Raw genomic sequence first — 16,448 nt, forward strand, 5'->3', positions numbered from 1 at the left:
GCTTTATTGGGGTTTGCCTTGTTTCGCTGTTTCGGGCTAAGGTTCGGCCGTTTCGTGTGTCGCGAAACGTGTCCGAACTAACGCAGCGAATAACAAGCAGCTTGAGCTGCTGACAAGGGAACTCCCGATGACCCCCAGCCAACTCCTGCTCGAAGGCGTCGAACTCATGCTGTTCGGCATCGGTTTCGTCTTCGCTTTCCTCGTTCTGTTGATCCTTTGCATTCGCCTGATGTCCTATCTGACCGGCCGCTTCGTCAGAGAGCAGCCGCTTCAGGTAGCGGCTGCCCAGGCTGCGAGTGCTGAAACAGATGCGGATACTCTTGCAGCCATCCAGGCCGCGATTCATCAACACCGCGCGCGACGCGGATGACTCTGGACAGGGAGTTCCTTCCATGACAGTTGCTAAACAGCCGCTCGGCATTACCGACGTGGTGCTGCGTGACGCGCACCAATCCATCCTTGCCACCCGTGTTCGCCTGGAAGACATGCTGCCGATCGCCGCTAAGCTCGATCAAGTCGGCTTCTGGTCGGTCGAGAGTTGGGGCGGGGCGACCTTTGATGCATGTATCCGTTACCTGGGAGAAGACCCCTGGGAGCGTATCCGAGAACTCAAAAAGGCTATGCCCAACACCCGCCAGCAAATGTTGCTGCGTGGACAGAACCTCTTGGGCTACCGCCACTACGCCGACGATGTGGTGGAGAAGTTCGTCGAGCGGGCTGCTGTCAACGGCGTCGACGTGTTCCGTGTTTTTGATGCGATGAACGATCCGCGCAATCTGGAAACCGCTCTGCGCGCGGTCAAGCAACAAGGCAAGCATGCGCAGGGCACCATTTCCTATACCACCAGTCCGGTGCATACCCTGGAAATGTGGGTTGACCTGGCCAAGCAGATCGAAGACATGGGGGCCGACTCTGTAGCGATCAAGGACATGGCCGGCATCCTTACGCCGTATATGGCTTTCGAGCTTGTCTCGCGTTTGAAGGCCAGTCTCGCCATTCCGATCCATATGCAGTGCCATGCCACCGCTGGCCTGTCCACTGCCGCGATTCTGAAGGCCGTCGAGGCCGGTATCGACAATGTCGATACCGCTATTTCCTCACTTTCGATGACGTACGGCCACTCGCCGACCGAATCAGTAGTCGCGATTTTCCAGGGGACAGATCGCGATACCGGCCTGAATCTGGAGTTGCTCGAAGAAATCGCAGCGTACTTCCGTGAGGTGCGCAAGAAGTACGCAAAGTTCGAAGGGACGTTGCGAGGTGTCGATTCCCGGATCCTGGTGGCTCAGGTCCCGGGTGGCATGCTGACCAACATGGAAGGCCAGCTCAAGGAGCAGGGCGCCCTGGACAAATTCGATGACGTCCTCGCGGAAATACCGCGAGTCCGCGAGGACCTGGGCTTCATTCCGCTGGTAACTCCGACTTCGCAGATTGTCGGCACGCAGGCCGTCATCAACGTCCTGACCGGCGAGCGCTACAAGTCGATTACCAAGGAGACGGCTGGTGTGCTCAAGGGGGAGTACGGAGCGGCGCCGGCTCCGTTCAATTCGGCGCTGCAAGCGCGCGTACTGGACGGTGCCGAGGTGATTACTTGCCGTCCTGCCGACTTGCTACAGCCGGAGATGGAGCGCTTGACCGTCGAGCTCAAGGGGCTGGCGCAAGAAAAGAACATTACCCTGGCGGCGGACTCGATTGATGATGTTCTGACCTATGCGTTGTTTCCTCAGATCGGACTGAAATTCCTCGAGAACCGAGGCAACCCTGCTGCGTTCGAACCCGCGCCAAATGGCAGCGATTTGCCGGCGCGCGAACCTGGCAAGCCGGAGGTGTATACCGTCGACGTCAATGGCAAGTCGTTTGTTGTGCAGGTTTCAGACGGCGGTGATATCGAGGGTATCAAACCCCTCGGTGGCGCTCCGGCGAATGCCGCCAGCACCGCTGCAGTTGCGCCAACCAGTGGCGAACCTCAAGCGGCGCCGTTGGCTGGAAATATCTTCAAGGTGCTTGTGCAGCCGGGACAGTTGGTTCAGGAAGGCGACCTGGTGATCATCCTCGAGGCCATGAAGATGGAAACCGAAATCCGGGCCTTCAAGGCCGGCACGGTTGCCTCGATCAATGTAAAGGTTGGCGACGCGGTTTCGGTCGGTGACAGCTTATTGAGCATCGCTTAAGGGGAGTTGCATGGATAAGTTGCTCAAGCTGTGGCAAGGGACCGGTCTCTATCATCTGGAGCCAGGGCAGGCGCTGATGATCCTGGTCTGCCTTGGATTGATCTATCTGGCCATCCGCAAAGGATTCGAGCCTCTGCTGCTGATACCGATCGGTTTCGGCGGTATTCTGGCCAATATTCCAGTCGCTAATATGGGAGAGGGCGCGGGAATCCTTCATTTGTTTTATGAAGTGGGCTTGCCGACCAGTGTCTTTCCACTGCTGATTTTCATGGGTGTCGGCGCCATGACGGACTTCGGTCCGATGCTTGCCAATCCTAAGACCCTGTTGCTCGGTGCGGCTGCGCAGTTCGGTATCTTTGCTACCCTGCTTGGTGCCCTGGCTCTCACAGCGGCTGGAATTCCAGGCATGGAGTTCACCCTGCGCGAAGCGGCATCGATCGCCATCATTGGAGGCGCGGATGGTCCTACGTCCATCTTTGTAACGTCCAAACTGGCGCCGGAGCTTCTCGGTCCGATTGCAGTGGCCGCCTATTCCTACATGGCGCTGGTGCCCTTGATCCAGCCACCCATCATGCGCGCACTTACTACCAAGGAAGAGCGCGCGATTGTCATGACGCAGCTGCGTCATGTCAGTCAGGTCGAGAAGATTGTCTTTCCGTTGGTGCTCTGCCTTCTGGTGGGCCTGTTATTGCCCGATGCGGCTCCGCTGGTAGGTATGTTCGCGTTTGGCAACTTGTTGCGCGAATGCGGCGTTGTAGACCGCCTGGCCGACACGTCACGCAATGCACTGATCAACATCGTCACCATCGCGCTTGGTCTAACGGTGGGGTCGAAGCTTTCTGCTGAGGCGTTTTTGCAGATCAAGACCCTGGGCATTCTCGTCCTGGGAATGGTTGCCTTCTGCGGTGGGACCGCGGCCGGGATCTTCATGGCCAAGATCATGAACCGCTTCAGCCAGAATAAGATCAATCCGCTGATTGGTTCTGCTGGGGTTTCGGCGGTCCCGATGGCGGCCCGTGTCTCTAACAAGGTCGGTTTGGAGGCGAACCCTCAAAACTTCCTGCTGATGCATGCCATGGGGCCGAACGTGGCGGGCGTCATCGGCTCTGCCGTTGCAGCGGGCGTTCTGCTCAACTTCGTCGGCTGAACAAGCTCCCTCATAGCCAGGCGGTCGGCGGACTCGCCTGGATTGTCACAAGCAGTTCTCATGACCAATCATTCGATGGCGCGGCGGGGCCGCAGCGAAGCGTTCGTCGCCGCATTTGATGATTCGGGGGAGGCGGCCTCGCGCAGTCTAGTCTTGCCTTGCCGGCACGATAAGCGCGGTCTGCGCCATGATTAGGCTGGGTCGTGTTTGGTGAGGCGCAGGGGAGGTGGGGTCTACTTTACTTCGAGCCTGCAGAGCAGGCGGCGTGAGGCGGCTGTTGCCTCTCACGCCACGCGATCAATTAGTCGTCTTCTTTGTTCAGCTCGGTATCCTGCGCAATCAGGGCGATCAGCGCGTTCTGCTGGCGATGCGCGAGCTGTCTGAAGCGTTGCAAAAGCTCTCGCTCATGCAGGGAAAGCTCAGGACTGTCCAGGCGCATGCTGAGATCATCGTCCAGCGCACCTTCCTGTAAAAGACTCTGCTCCAGCCTCGCAATGATCTCTGAGTTCATGCTGCGATGGTGGTTGCGTGCGACTTCAGCGATGCGCTCGCGCATGCCATCGGGAAGGCGAACGACGAACTTGTCAGCCGTGCGGCTGGAATAAACTGCCTGTTTCATAGGGCGCATAATTAACCGGTTAGTCAGGTGGGCGTGCTGGCGTATTGCCGGGGTGGTCACCGGTCTGACAACCAACAGTACTTGCTGTTCCGTCTTATCACCGAAAAATCTCTAGACGGCTTCATGGCGCCAATTGTACGTCGTCTGAGCGATTAGTAAAGTCGCTGTGCCATCAATGTGCCTCTATTGTGAAGCAGTGCCCTATGCGGATCCGGACCTGCTCCATCAACTAGCGAAGCACTGGATCAAATTTGATCCTGCGCCCGATAAGCATCGCCAGAATGAATAGCGTGCCAAAGACTCCTGTTCCGGCCCGGCTCGCCTGGACGAGGCCGTTCGCAAGCTCTGGGGCCAAGAAGGCTCCGTACAGGCATGCGGCAGTCATGGCTAAACAGGTAAGTGCGAATTTTGACATCGAACCTCTCTCCTTTTTGGAACGATTGCGTTTCGAGGCGTCTTAAAAAACCCAGCGCTGAGGCTGTGAACGTGTATTGGTTTCGCTGCCGGTAAGGGTGATGACCCGAGCGCCCTCATCTGCGCTGGTGCGCTGAAAGGTCGGCTGCATATTCATCTCAACCCGTGGCGATGGAGTTTGTGCGGCTGGCAATTGCAAGGCGGTCAGCGCAGCAAGTGCGAAACCTGCGGTGAGGAGATAAACCGGCTGTTTCATGAAGCGTCATCCTTCGCGTCACGTTTAGGTTGCTTCTCCTTTGCAGCAGGTATGCCAAGACTGATAGTAAATAAAATCCTTTGAAATCAATTATTTATATCAATTATAGGATGTGTTTGGCGTGCGCTTTGCACGGCAGGCCTTATGGCGTCGTGCAATATGCAAGAATGGCCAGGCTGAGTTCGTGTAGAAGTCAGCAATAACGGCCTTAGGCATGACAAATGGTGTTTGGCTCGCTAACATTCGGCGCGCGATTACGTCCCAGTAGCTCAATCGGATAGAGCATCCCCCTCCTAAGGGGAAGGTTGGAGGTTCGACCCCTCTCTGGGACGCCATTTTCTCGTTCGTGGCGCCGGTTCAGACGAGTTTTCCTCAGTCAGGGCGGTAAGGCTGGGGCTGCGCTTGCGGCGGTGGGATCGCTGATGCGTTAGCCGAAAGGGCTTTCGGCCGTCTCGCGACGGGCGTCGCGCTGCAGTTGATAGACCAGGCGCTCGATGTGGCGTTGTGTGAGGCCGCTAAGGCGGTGAAAGCGCAGTCCGCATAGGGAAGCATCAAGCTTCTCATCAATCACAAGATGTCGCAGCTCAACTGCTGTCTGGATGGTCCCTATCGATAATCTTGCTGACAGCTCGTACACCTGTCCGGTTTGCAGGCTGGCTTGTTGATTGCCTTTGATGCTGAGCTTGCAGCCAGTAGCTGAGATATCGAGCAGCCTGCCTTCCAATGCTTTGCGTAAGGCGGCACCACCAAGCTGGGCGGCGACGGCTGGCTCTTTCAGTTGCGCGCGATAGGCGTTGCGGCGCTGATGGTAGGTCAGTTCCGCTGGGGTCTGTATCCAGTAACAGCGAGCGCCATCTATTTCGCCGACGTGGACTTTCTCGTCATTTCCCCAGGAAACCCGTGCCCCCTCATAGAAGCCTTCGATATGAAAGGCTTCGCCCTGTAATAGGAAGCGCTCGCCATCATTCGGAATCAATTCGTCGAGCGCAATCCAGCCGGTCTCGCGATTCATTTCCACAAGGAAGGTCTGATAACGCTGACTACGCTCGTTAAAGCGCAGGGTGAGGGGGGTGTTGTTATCGATGAGTGGCCGCAGATTGGCGTATATCTCCAGGGGCGCCGTAAGAAGTTTCGGCGGCTGCGGACCTTCTTCGTCCAGAAATAGGCTAGACACGGTCCGCGGATCCCTGGCGCATCTTCATAACCATCACGTTGTGTCCTGGTGCGTTGATTCAGGCTTGGCTCAGGGGCCGCTGCTGCTTGCTTTTGGAGGCCCCGCCGCGATTGTCATACAGGCTGGGTGTGTCGTCCTTGCCTTGGAGAATGCTTAACATGCTTCCAAGTGCTCCCTGATTCGCGCGGATCAATCGGCCATTGCGCTCGTTGGCGCCACGACAGTTCTCAAGCTCGGCTTCGAGCAGCTGGGCTTTTTCCAGAATGCTGGCGCCTTCTTGGTATTTGCTCACGGCATTTTCCAGTCCTGCACGATCGGCGCTCAGCTGCTGATCTATCAGCCACTGGCTGCGTTGGGCTCCGTGCTGGCCAAGCAGGGCAAGCAACGGCTGCTTCTTGGTGAGCAGCGCCTCCAGCTCCGTCAGATTGCGATCGCTCAGTGCTTTGAATTCCTGGTCGATCAGCTCAAGGAGTTCGCGGGCCATGCCGATATCATCGGTCAGCTGCTCCAGCAGGGTGGTTTCGTTCATTTCAGACTCTGGGCGTGCTCGCGAGTGGGATCAGGCTCAGCGCTGCGTTTCGAAAGCCAATAACTTGGCTGCAACACGCTTGCTGTCGACCTGATAGGATCCGTCAGCAATGGCCTGCTTAAGCTTGGATACCCGCTCCTGATCGACCGCAGGTTGCTCGTTGAGCTTGTCGGTCGCCTGTTGCAGGCGCTGGGCTTCGGGGCTCAGCTGTACGGTGTCACCAGTGCTGGCACTCGCGCTGCCGGTTTTCGGTGCGTCGCCTGCGGGCTCTGCTGGGGTGCCGGTGGGACGCTCGTTACCTTGCACACTGCTGCGCCCGTTAGGGGCGTTCAATGGGCTGTTCGGTCGATTGAAGTCGATGACCATGATGCAAACCTCGAAGGAATCAGGACGCTTGCCATGTGTTCGGCAACAATAGAGCAAACTTTAGCTTTTTTTTCCGGATCGCACACCGGAAAAGTGCGCCAGGCCCATTGCCGCTACATTGCAACTTCAACCTGACCGGGGCCAGTAACGCGGGCTTTGATTATTCGACCAGAGCGCTGGTTTTTAACAGGGATCTGCTTGCCCGGGACGCCATCCGTCATCGCCTCGCCTGGCATCCGGACGCTGATGGATCCGCTCCTGGCTGTAATGACGACCTGATCGCCTTTCCGTACGACCTTGGCCAGCTCCATTTGGTTGGGTGTGATCACCTGATCTGGCTGTACGGGGCGGGTGAGCTTGTTGCCCAGTACTTCGTCGAGTCGCGTCAGATAGCCCTGGTTGAGGTTCGACACGTCCCGCTCGGCGAGGCTCACATCAGCGTCGGCCAATACCGTATCACGCAGTAATGATCGATTGGCTACGACCACCTCGCGGTAGAGTCGGACCTGCGCCGGGACGAACACTGACCAGGGGGCATGGCCTTCGCAACTTACCCGTACCGTGACTCGTCCTATGGGGGGCGCAGAATTAGCGAAGCTCGCCGCAAGCGGCTGGTCGCATTGATTCAGACGCAGTCTGGGGTCCAGGCGGCTGACTGCGATTTCGTGGCGCGCATCGATGCTGCTGCGACTTAAATAGTCCACTACTGCGCGCTCAAGAAACTGCTCAGTCACGTCGATAAGCTGGTCAGGGTGTGACATGGTTGATGCGTGCGTGAATTGACTCATCGCGCACAGCGCTGTGAGTAGCAAGTAGCCGCACAGCATCTGGCGACTGCGCCGGAAAATGGTCATATGGACGTTCATATCCCAACCAAAGCAAGGGGCGTGCCGCGTCTAATATTCGTCTGGCCCCAATTATCTGCAAGCAGAGAGGAAGACTGGCATGGCCGGTGTACTGGATTCGGTTAACCAGCGTACCCAATTGGTGGGGCAGAACCGTCTGGAGTTGTTGCTGTTTCGTCTCGAGGGCGAGCAGCTTTATGGGATCAACGTATTCAAGGTACGCGAAGTTTTGCAGTGCCCGCGTCTGACCATCATGCCCAAATGTGGACGAGTGGTGCGCGGGGTGGCGAGCATTCGCGGCACTACGCTGCCGATCCTCGATCTCTCGCTGGCAACAGGCAAGTCGGCGCTAATGGACCTGCAGAACTCCTTTGCAGTCATTACGGAATACAACAACCGAACACTTGGTTTTCTGGTGAGTTCGGTCGAGCGAATCGTCAACCTCAACTGGGAAGCGATACTGCCGCCGCCAAAAGGCGCGGGGCGCGATCATTACCTGACGGCGGTCACCCACATCGACAACAAGCTGGTCGAGATCATCGACGTGGAGAAGGTGCTGGCAGAAGTGGCTCCCACCTCGGAGGAGGTTTCTTCGGGGGTGATCGATGCCGACACTCGAGCCAAGGCGCTCTCCTGTCGCGTGCTGATTGTCGATGACTCATCAGTGGCGCGTAAGCAGATCACTCGCTGTCTGGAAAATATAGGCATCGAGGTCGTCAAGTTGAACGACGGGCGCGAAGCGCTGAACTATCTGAAGCGGATGGCGGACGAAGGCAAGAAGCCGGCAGAAGAATTCCTGATGATGATTTCTGATATTGAAATGCCGGAAATGGATGGCTATACCCTGACTACCGAGGTGCGACACGATCCGCGCATGCAGGGTATGCATATACTCCTGCATACTTCCCTTTCCGGTGTGTTCAATCAGAACATGGTGAAGCGGGCGGGCGCGGATGATTTCCTCGCCAAGTTCCAGCCTGACGATCTCGCTGCCCGCGTGGCCGAGCGGATCAGGCAGGCGGATGCAAACTGAGGCTAGCTCCTCTCATGATGGTGAGGCTTTATTGGTGTCAGTCGATCTGGATTTCGAGCAGTTCCGGGTATTTCTTGAGAAAACGTGCGGCATCCTGCTGGGCAGCAACAAGCAGTATTTGGTGTCCAGCCGGCTGAACAAGCTGATGGAGCAGCAGGGCATCAAGACGCTCGGCGACTTGGTGCGCAAAATCCAGGCACAGCCGCGTGGTGGGTTACGGGAACTGGTCGTTGATGCGATGACGACCAACGAAACGCTCTGGTTTCGCGATACGTACCCGTTCGAGGTGCTCAAGAGTCGAGTTCTGCCTGAAATGCTCAAAACCGGCTCCGGCCAGCGCCTGCGAATCTGGTCGGCGGCCTGCTCATCGGGACAGGAGCCCTATTCGCTATCGATGGCAATCGATGAGTACGAGCGCAGCAACCCAAGCCAGGCGAAGACCGGGGTGCAAATCGTTGCCACTGAGCTTTCCGGAACCATGCTCGCTGCCTGCAAAGCCGCTGAGTACGACAGCCTGGCTATTGCGCGCGGCCTGTCCAGCGACCGTCTGCAACGCTATTTTGACGTTAAGGCACCGGGGCGTTGGGCGGTAAAGCCGGCAATCCGTTCGCGGGTCGAGTTCAGGGTCCAGAATCTTCTGGACAGCTATGCCGCGCTGGGCAAATTCGACATTGTGTTCTGTCGGAATGTGCTGATCTATTTCTCCGCGGACGTGAAGAAGGACATTCTCAAGCGCATTCACGCCACGCTGCGCCCAGGCGGATATCTCTTTCTGGGCGCCTCGGAAGCCCTTAATGGACTTCCCGAGCTTTACCAGATGGTCCAATGCAGTCCAGGTATCATCTACAAGGCGAAATGAGCGCTGCTCCAGGCGGCAGAAAACCGTCATGCAATGTGGCGGTTGTGGCAGGCAAGCGGTAAAGCCTTGCCGCTTTTGACGCATTGCTGGTCCTTGTCGTGAGCCTAACCCTTGTAAATCAATATGTTGCATGTAGTGGCATGGGCTTTGCTGCAGTTTGCGCAAGCAGACTTGTATCCGGCAGAGGTCCAGATCATGAGCATCAGTTTCGACAAGGCATTGGGTATCCACGAAAAGGCGCTTGGCTTTCGCTCGCAGCGCGCCGAGGTGCTGGCCAACAACATCGCCAATGCCGATACGCCTAACTACAAGGCGCGGGATCTGGAGTTCAGCAGTGTGCTGGCCGAGCAGTCGGCGCGCAGCCAGGGTGGGTTCGGCGTCACGCGGACCAGCGATAGACATATCGCAGCCGAAGGGCTGGAAATCGCTGATGCGTCCCTGCGCTTTCGTACGCCTGCACACCCGTCGCTCGACCAGAACACTGTCGATCTGCAGATCGAACAATCCAATTATGCGAAGAACGCCGTGGACTTCCAGGCGAGCTTCACCCTGCTCAATAGCAAGTTCAGGGGGCTGATGAGCGCCCTGCGCGGCGAATGAAGGAGTAGCCCATGTCCCTTAGCAGCGTATTCAACATTGCCGGCAGCGGCATGAGTGCCCAAAGCACCCGCCTGAACACCATTTCCAGCAACATCGCCAACGCCGAGACCGTTTCGTCAAGCGTCGATCAGACTTACCGGGCGCGCCATCCGGTATTCGCCACCGTTTTTCAGCAGGCCAGCGGCCAGCCCGATCAATCGCTGTTCGCCGGACAAGATCAGGCGGGGGTTGGCGTTCAGGTATTGGGCGTGGTGGAGGATCAGAGTGAGCTTCAGGCGCGTTACGAGCCCAACCATCCGGCAGCGGATGAAGCCGGTTACGTCTACTACCCGAACGTCAACGTGGTGGAAGAAATGGCCGACATGATTTCGGCCAGTCGTGCTTTTCAGACCAATGCCGAGCTGATGAATACGGCCAAGACCATGTTGCAGAAAGTGCTGACGCTGGGTCAGTGATTCATACGAGAACGCATTCATGAGCACTACAAACGGCGTCGGTGGCACCAGCTCGATACTCGACCAGTATCAGTTCGGTGAGAATCGTGAGGTAAAGGGCAACGACCTTGGCAAGAATGAATTTCTTGAGCTTCTGGTCGCTCAGCTGAACAACCAGAACCCGCTAGAGCCGCAGGAGAATGGCGAGTTCATCGGCCAGCTGGCGCAGTTCAGTACGGTTGAGGGCGTTGAAAAGCTGAACTCGAGCATGCAGACCATCCTGTCCGGGTATCAGTCGTCCCAGGCGTTGCAGGCTTCCTCGCTGGTTGGCCGCAAGGTGATCGTGCCGACTGACAAGGCGGTGGTGGATACCAGCGAAACCTTCAAGGCCAGCCTTGTGCTGCCAACCTCGAGCAGCAACGTGTTCGTCAATATCTACGACAGCACCGGTGCTGCAGTCGGGCGTGTGAACATGGGGCAGCAGGAGGCCGGCAACATCTCGTTCATGTGGGACGGCAAGGATTCCAGCGGCAATGTCTTGCCGCCGGGTACCTATCGCTTCGAGGCCCAGGCTACCTATCAGGGTGAAACCAAGGGCTTGTACACCTTGCTGCCGGCGAACGTCGACAGCGTCACGCTTGGGCAGAACGGCGGGGAGCTGATGCTCAACCTTGCCGGTATCGGCAGCATCGGCCTCTCCCAGGTCCAGATCATCGGACAATAACCGCCGCACTCTCGGCAAAGGAGCGATTCAATGTCCTTCAATATCGGTCTTAGCGGCCTGCGTGCCGCGAGCAAGGATCTCAACGTCACCGGCAACAACATTGCCAACGCCGGCACCGTAGGCTTCAAACAGTCGCGTGCGGAGTTTTCCGACGTCTATGCGGCGTCCGTGCTCGGCACTGGCAAGAACCCTCAGGGTAGCGGTGTGTTGATGTCCAATATTTCCCAGCAGTTCAATCAGGGGAATATCAACTACACACAGAACGCGCTGGATCTGGCCATCAATGGTAATGGCTTCTTCCAGGTCAGCAATAACGGCGCGGTAAGTTATACCCGCGCTGGTTATTTCGGCACTGATCGCAGCGGTTTCCTGGTCGACAACTTTGGCTATAAGCTGCAAGGCTTCCCTGTGGACGGAAACGGCAATCTGCAGAATGGTGTAATTGGTGATCTGCAAATTCAGACTACTAATCAGGCGCCGAAGGCGACCAGTCAGATCAATACGGCATTCAATCTGAACTCGACGCAGAAGTCTCCAGTTACCTGGCAGTCTGCCTATGACGCTTCATTACAGCCTGCGTATGACGCGGCCTATAACACCTCGCTTACTACTGCAGGGCAGGCTGCATATGACGCTGAGTTCGCGGTGAGCGGTGACCCAGCGCTGGCTGAAGATGCACGCGCTGCCGCGCTCGTCAATGCAACAAATATCACCAATGCGCAGGCTGCGGGAAATGCAGCCAAGGCGTTGCCAGCCAATCAGGCAGCAGCTCTGACTGCCGCCAACGGAACCTTTAACCCTGCCGACCCCACGACCTACAACAGTTCGACGTCGCTGAACATCTATGACTCGCAAGGTAATGCCCACGTCATGACGCAATATTTCGTCAAGACGAGTGCCAATACCTGGGACATGAAAGTGCTCATTGATGGTCGCAATCCGGCTAGTCCTGCACAGGAGCCGCCTCAGCCTTACGTCATGGGGCTGACATTCGATGCTTCCGGTGCGCTGACAGCTATCGATAATGGTGGCTCTGGACTTTTCAGCGTTTCGCCTGATCGGAAAGTTACGCTGAATTCCGCTACGGGCAATCCGCCCAGCGGAGGCTGGATTCCAGCGATTTCCAACGGCGCCACCCCAGCGACCTGGTCTGCCAATGGCGCGCTGGCAAACCCAGGCGGCATCGTGCTCGATTTCTCGAAGTCAACGCAGTACGCCAGTGCCTTCGCCGTGAACAGCGTTGCCCAGGATGGCTACACCACCGGTGAGCTGGCGGGCCTGGAAATCGACGATACCGGCGTGATCTTTGCGCGTTACACCAACGGCCAATCCAAGGTCCAGGGACAGATCATTCTGGCCAATTTTGCCAACGTTCAAGGCCTCACTCCGGTGGGCAAGACCCAGTGGGTGCAGTCGTTCGAATCTGGCGAGCCGGTTGTTGGCACGCCGGGCTCTGGGACGCTCGGTGCGTTGCAGGCGGGGGCTCTGGAAGACTCCAACGTCGAACTGTCTGACCAGCTGGTCAACTTGATCGTCGCTCAGCGTAACTATCAGGCTAACGCCAAGACCATCGAAACCGAAAGTGCGATTACCCAGACCATCATTAATCTGCGGTAATAGTGCGGCAGGTGTGATTGCCGCTGGCGGCAGTATTCCGCCACTCCTCTAAAAGAAGGCCCATCCGGGCCTTCTTTGTGTTTATAAAAGTGTTATAAATCAATCTGTTGCCTGTCAGTTCGGCTATGGCACGGGCCTTGCATTTTTCATCGTCAACAGATCAGCAAGTGTCAAACTCGCGTCTCGGAGATGTCGATGGACAAGATGCTTTACGTGGCCATGACCGGTGCCAGCCAGAATGCGCGGGCACAACAGGCCCATGCCAACAATCTGGCGAACATATCAACCACGGGCTTTCGCCGGGATTTCGAACAGGCCCGCTCGATGCAGGTTTTTGGTGATAGCCATCCTGCGCGGGTTTATGCCATGTCCGAGCGTCCCGCCACCGATTTCACCTCCGGCACATTGCAGGAAACCGGTCGCGATCTGGACATCGCTATTGAAGGGGAAGGTTGGATTGCCGTGCAGGCACCAGACGGCAGTGAGGCCTATGTTCGCACCGGCAGCCTGAATATTGACGTGCTGGGCATGTTACGCACCGCCGACGGCATGCCTGTGATGGGTAACGGTGGCCCGATCGCGATTCCGCCGGAGGAGAAGATCGACGTCGGTCATGACGGCACCATCAGTATCCGGGCTCTGGGCGAAAACCCGAACATCGTGGTCACGGTGGATCGGATCAAGTTGGTCAATCCCGATCCGAAGCAGCTGGAAAAGGGTACGGATGGCTTGATTCGCCTGAAAGATGGCCAGCCCGTCGAGCCGGACGCAAACGTACGAGTCGTTTCGGGGTTTCTCGAGGCGAGCAACGTCAACGCGGTATCCGAAATGACTTCCATCCTGGCGCTGTCCCGCCAGTTCGAACTGCACGTAAAGATGATGCGCACCGCCGAAGATGATGCGGCTGCCATGGCGCGCGTACTGCAACTCAGCTAATAGCGTGGCGCCGGCGGCGCACGAGGAGAAAGCTCATGCTTCCAGCACTTTGGGTCAGCAAGACGGGTCTGTCCGCCCAGGACATGAACCTGACGACCATTTCCAACAACCTGGCCAACGTATCAACTACCGGCTTCAAGCGTGACCGTGCCGAATTCCAGGATCTGCTGTATCAGATTCGTCGCCAGCCCGGCGGCCAATCCAGCCAGGACAGCGAACTGCCGTCCGGCTTGCAGCTGGGTACCGGTGTGCGCGTGACCGGAACCCAGAAGATCTTTACCGCCGGTAGCCTGCAGACCACCGAGCAGCCGCTGGACATGGCGATCAATGGCCGCGGTTTCTTCCAGGTGCTACTGCCGGACGGTACGGTTTCCTACACCCGCGACGGTAGTTTCCACCTGAGCTCCGACGGCCAGCTGGTGACCTCCAACGGTTACTCATTGGAGCCGGCCATCGTGGTTCCGCCGGAAACCCAGACGTTCACTGTTGGCGAAGACGGCACCGTTTCGGTGACCACCGTGGGTAACCCGCAGCCGCAGATCATCGGCAACTTGCAGACGGCCGACTTCATCAACCCGGCAGGCCTTCAGGCCATGGGCAGCAACCTGTTCCTCGAGACCGCTGCCAGTGGTGCACCGCAGGTCAGCACGCCAGGGCTCAACGGCCTGGGTACGGTACTGCAGAACACCCTGGAAAACTCCAACGTCAGCGTCGTCGAGGAACTGGTGAACATGATCACCACCCAGCGCGCCTACGAGATGAATTCCAAGGTCATTTCCACCGCCGACCAGATGCTGTCGTTCGTCACGCAGCAACTCTGATCGCGTAGTCGCCGTTGTATACGGGCAAGCACGCCTCGTGCTGCTCGCAGTAGTTTCGATGGCCTGTCATGGCTTGAGGTGTTTATGAGCCGTTTGTTGATTGTTGTGTCGATGTCGTCTGCCCTGGCGCTGGTCGGATGTGTTGCCCCTGCGCCGAAACCGAACGACCCGTACTACGCTCCGGTGCTGCCACGCACGCCGTTGCCGGCGGCGCAGAACAACGGCGCAATCTATCAGGCTGGGTTCGAGACCAACCTCTATGACGACCGCAAGGCTCATCGGGTTGGCGACATCATCACCATTACCCTCAACGAGCGAACCCAGGCCAGTAAGAACGCGACCTCCAAGCTTTCGAAGGACAGCAGCGCGAACATCGGTCTCGGCTCGCTGTTCGGCGGGGCGGTGTCCATGGCCAACCCGCTGACGGGCAATTCGATGAATCTGGGGGCCGAGTACGAGGCGTCGCGCGACACTTCCGGCTCTGGCCAGGCAGGGCAGAGCAACAGCCTGTCCGGCTCCATCACCGTCACCATTTCCGAAGTGCTGCCTAATGGCATCCTCGCCGTGCGCGGTGAGAAGTGGATGACGCTCAATACCGGCGACGAACTGGTGCGCATTGCGGGCCTGGTGCGCGCGGACGATATCTCCACCGACAACACCGTTCCGTCAACACGCATTGCCGATGCACGTATCACCTATTCGGGCACCGGCGCATTTGCCGATGCAAGCCAGCCGGGCTGGCTCGACCGATTCTTCATGAGCCCGATGTGGCCCTTCTGACCGGAGCTGATGTCATGTGGAAAAAACTGCTTCTGCTCGCAGGCTTGCTCACGCTCTGCGCTGGCGTTCAGGCCGAGCGTCTGAAGGACGTCGCGACCATCCATGGTGTACGGAGCAACCAGCTGATCGGTTACGGCCTGGTTGTTGGCTTGAACGGTAGCGGTGACCAGACCACTCAGACGCCGTTCACCGTGCAAACCTTCAACAACATGCTGGCCCAGTTCGGCATCAAGGTGCCGGCCGGCGGCAATATCCAGCTGAAGAACGTCGCCGCGGTTTCGATCCATGCCGAATTGCCGCCTTTCGCCAAGCCTGGTCAGACCATCGACATCACCGTCTCGTCCATCGGTAACGCCAAGAGCCTGCGCGGCGGTAGCTTGTTGATGGCCCCATTGAAGGGTATCGACGGCAACGTCTACGCGATCGCTCAAGGCAATCTGGTGGTGGGGGGCTTCGACGCCGGTGGCGCGGATGGCTCGCGGATTACCGTCAATTCTCCGTCGGCTGGCCGCATTCCCGGTGGCGCGACTGTGGAACGGCCGGTCCCGAGTGGTTTCAATCAGGGCAATACACTGACTCTCAACCTCAATCGTCCGGACTTCACTACCGCCAAGAATATCGTCGACCAGATCAATGACCTGCTCGGCCCTGGCGTGGCGCAGGCGTTGGACGGTGGGTCGATCAGTGTGACCGCGCCGCTCGACCCGAGCCAGCGCGTTGATTACCTGTCGATCCTGGAAAATCTCGAAGTCGAAGTCGGCCAGGCCGTGGCCAAGGTCATCATCAACTCGCGTACCGGCACCATCGTGATAGGCCAGAACGTGCGGGTTCAGCCTGCCGCCGTCACCCATGGCAGCCTGACCGTGACCATCACCGAGGAGCCGCAGGTCAGCCAGCCGGAGCCCTTCTCGGATGGGCAGACAGTGGTGGTGCCCAACTCGAAGGTCAAAGCCGAGCAGGAAGCCAAGCCGATGTTCAAGTTCGGCCCGGGCACCACGCTGGATGAAATCGTCCGAGCGGTGAATCAGGTGGGCGCTGCGCCCAGCGACCTGATGGCCATTCTCGAAGCGTTGAAGCAGGCCGGCGCGCTGCAAGCCGACCTGATCGTGATCTAAGGGTAGCG

General features: G+C 58.0%; 20 protein-coding genes and 1 tRNA gene. 14 read left to right on the forward strand and 7 right to left on the reverse strand.

Annotated elements, in window-relative coordinates:
• The first annotated feature begins 127 nt into the window (after window positions 1-127).
• From BHD08_RS13825 to BHD08_RS13835, 3 genes are read left to right on the forward strand one after another with little or no spacing between them, the layout of a single operon-like run.
• Complete coding sequence (locus BHD08_RS13825; protein WP_125022973.1) at window positions 128-370, forward strand: OadG family protein; 243 nt, start codon at window positions 128-130, stop codon at window positions 368-370.
• A gap of 22 nt (window positions 371-392) precedes the next feature.
• On the forward strand, window positions 393-2,171 hold the full coding sequence (oadA, locus tag BHD08_RS13830) for a sodium-extruding oxaloacetate decarboxylase subunit alpha (RefSeq protein ID WP_125023304.1): 1,779 nt from the start codon (window positions 393-395) through the stop codon (window positions 2,169-2,171).
• Window positions 2,172-2,181: 10 nt separating this feature from the next.
• Window positions 2,182-3,318, forward strand: coding sequence for a sodium ion-translocating decarboxylase subunit beta (locus tag BHD08_RS13835; protein WP_015277727.1), 1,137 nt, complete (start codon window positions 2,182-2,184; stop codon window positions 3,316-3,318).
• Window positions 3,319-3,619: 301 nt separating this feature from the next.
• Here the strand turns inward: BHD08_RS13835 and BHD08_RS13840 are convergent, their stop codons facing one another.
• The 3 genes from BHD08_RS13840 to BHD08_RS13850 form a co-directional block, all read right to left on the reverse strand.
• Entirely contained in the window at window positions 3,620-3,946 is a 327-nt protein-coding gene (locus BHD08_RS13840; protein WP_041756717.1) for an Arc family DNA-binding protein, read from the reverse strand.
• Between the two features lie 220 nt (window positions 3,947-4,166).
• Window positions 4,167-4,352: a PA3371 family protein gene (locus BHD08_RS23335; protein ID WP_125022975.1), complete on the reverse strand. Its 186-nt coding sequence runs from the start codon at window positions 4,350-4,352 to the stop codon at window positions 4,167-4,169.
• A gap of 42 nt (window positions 4,353-4,394) precedes the next feature.
• Entirely contained in the window at window positions 4,395-4,607 is a 213-nt protein-coding gene (locus tag BHD08_RS13850; RefSeq protein WP_125022977.1) for a hypothetical protein, read from the reverse strand.
• A 258-nt stretch (window positions 4,608-4,865) separates the two neighbouring features.
• Here BHD08_RS13850 and BHD08_RS13855 point away from each other — a divergent pair.
• Window positions 4,866-4,942, forward strand: a tRNA-Arg gene (locus tag BHD08_RS13855).
• 92 nt (window positions 4,943-5,034) lie between these two features.
• Here BHD08_RS13855 and BHD08_RS13860 read toward each other — a convergent pair.
• The 4 genes from BHD08_RS13860 to flgA all read right to left on the reverse strand — a co-directional run bounded on the left by BHD08_RS13860 (window position 5,035) and on the right by flgA (window position 7,530).
• Window positions 5,035-5,781: a flagellar brake protein gene (locus BHD08_RS13860; protein ID WP_125022979.1), complete on the reverse strand. Its 747-nt coding sequence runs from the start codon at window positions 5,779-5,781 to the stop codon at window positions 5,035-5,037.
• Window positions 5,782-5,839: 58 nt separating this feature from the next.
• Complete coding sequence (locus BHD08_RS13865; RefSeq protein ID WP_125022981.1) at window positions 5,840-6,310, reverse strand: flagella synthesis protein FlgN; 471 nt, start codon at window positions 6,308-6,310, stop codon at window positions 5,840-5,842.
• A gap of 36 nt (window positions 6,311-6,346) precedes the next feature.
• Window positions 6,347-6,676 carry a flagellar biosynthesis anti-sigma factor FlgM gene (gene flgM / locus BHD08_RS13870; RefSeq protein ID WP_125022983.1) on the reverse strand — a complete coding sequence of 110 codons (330 nt, stop codon included), beginning with the start codon at window positions 6,674-6,676 and terminating at the stop codon, window positions 6,347-6,349.
• A gap of 113 nt (window positions 6,677-6,789) precedes the next feature.
• Entirely contained in the window at window positions 6,790-7,530 is a 741-nt protein-coding gene (gene flgA, locus BHD08_RS13875) for a flagellar basal body P-ring formation chaperone FlgA (protein WP_125023306.1), read from the reverse strand.
• 91 nt (window positions 7,531-7,621) lie between these two features.
• On the opposite strand from flgA, the gene BHD08_RS13880 reads away from it, so the two are divergent.
• The 10 genes from BHD08_RS13880 to BHD08_RS13925 all read left to right on the forward strand — a co-directional run bounded on the left by BHD08_RS13880 (window position 7,622) and on the right by BHD08_RS13925 (window position 16,440).
• On the forward strand, window positions 7,622-8,554 hold the full coding sequence (locus BHD08_RS13880; RefSeq protein ID WP_015277719.1) for a chemotaxis protein CheV: 933 nt from the start codon (window positions 7,622-7,624) through the stop codon (window positions 8,552-8,554).
• Entirely contained in the window at window positions 8,544-9,413 is an 870-nt protein-coding gene (gene cheR / locus BHD08_RS13885) for a protein-glutamate O-methyltransferase CheR (RefSeq protein ID WP_375708256.1), read from the forward strand. The genes BHD08_RS13880 and cheR overlap by 11 nt, the downstream gene beginning before the upstream one ends.
• 195 nt (window positions 9,414-9,608) lie before the next feature.
• Window positions 9,609-10,013, forward strand: a complete 405-nt coding sequence (gene flgB, locus BHD08_RS13890; protein WP_125022985.1) for a flagellar basal body rod protein FlgB — start codon at window positions 9,609-9,611, stop codon at window positions 10,011-10,013.
• Between the two features lie 11 nt (window positions 10,014-10,024).
• On the forward strand, window positions 10,025-10,468 hold the full coding sequence (flgC, locus tag BHD08_RS13895) for a flagellar basal body rod protein FlgC (RefSeq protein ID WP_125022987.1): 444 nt from the start codon (window positions 10,025-10,027) through the stop codon (window positions 10,466-10,468).
• Between the two features lie 19 nt (window positions 10,469-10,487).
• A complete protein-coding gene (flgD, locus tag BHD08_RS13900) occupies window positions 10,488-11,171 on the forward strand; it encodes a flagellar hook assembly protein FlgD (protein WP_038662040.1) in 684 nt (227 codons plus the stop codon).
• Between the two features lie 30 nt (window positions 11,172-11,201).
• A complete protein-coding gene (locus BHD08_RS13905) occupies window positions 11,202-12,788 on the forward strand; it encodes a flagellar hook protein FlgE (protein ID WP_125022989.1) in 1,587 nt (528 codons plus the stop codon).
• Between the two features lie 195 nt (window positions 12,789-12,983).
• Complete coding sequence (flgF, locus tag BHD08_RS13910; protein WP_015277714.1) at window positions 12,984-13,724, forward strand: flagellar basal-body rod protein FlgF; 741 nt, start codon at window positions 12,984-12,986, stop codon at window positions 13,722-13,724.
• A gap of 35 nt (window positions 13,725-13,759) precedes the next feature.
• Window positions 13,760-14,545 carry a flagellar basal-body rod protein FlgG gene (gene flgG, locus BHD08_RS13915; protein WP_125022991.1) on the forward strand — a complete coding sequence of 262 codons (786 nt, stop codon included), beginning with the start codon at window positions 13,760-13,762 and terminating at the stop codon, window positions 14,543-14,545.
• 84 nt (window positions 14,546-14,629) lie between these two features.
• Entirely contained in the window at window positions 14,630-15,325 is a 696-nt protein-coding gene (gene flgH, locus BHD08_RS13920) for a flagellar basal body L-ring protein FlgH (protein WP_015277712.1), read from the forward strand.
• A gap of 14 nt (window positions 15,326-15,339) precedes the next feature.
• Window positions 15,340-16,440: a flagellar basal body P-ring protein FlgI gene (locus tag BHD08_RS13925; protein WP_125022993.1), complete on the forward strand. Its 1,101-nt coding sequence runs from the start codon at window positions 15,340-15,342 to the stop codon at window positions 16,438-16,440.
• The last annotated feature ends 8 nt before the right edge of the window (window positions 16,441-16,448 follow it).

Origin of the sequence: Pseudomonas sp. SCT, from assembly GCF_003864275.1 — a bacterium.
GTDB classification, from domain to species: Bacteria; Pseudomonadota; Gammaproteobacteria; order Pseudomonadales; family Pseudomonadaceae; genus Stutzerimonas; species Stutzerimonas stutzeri_AE.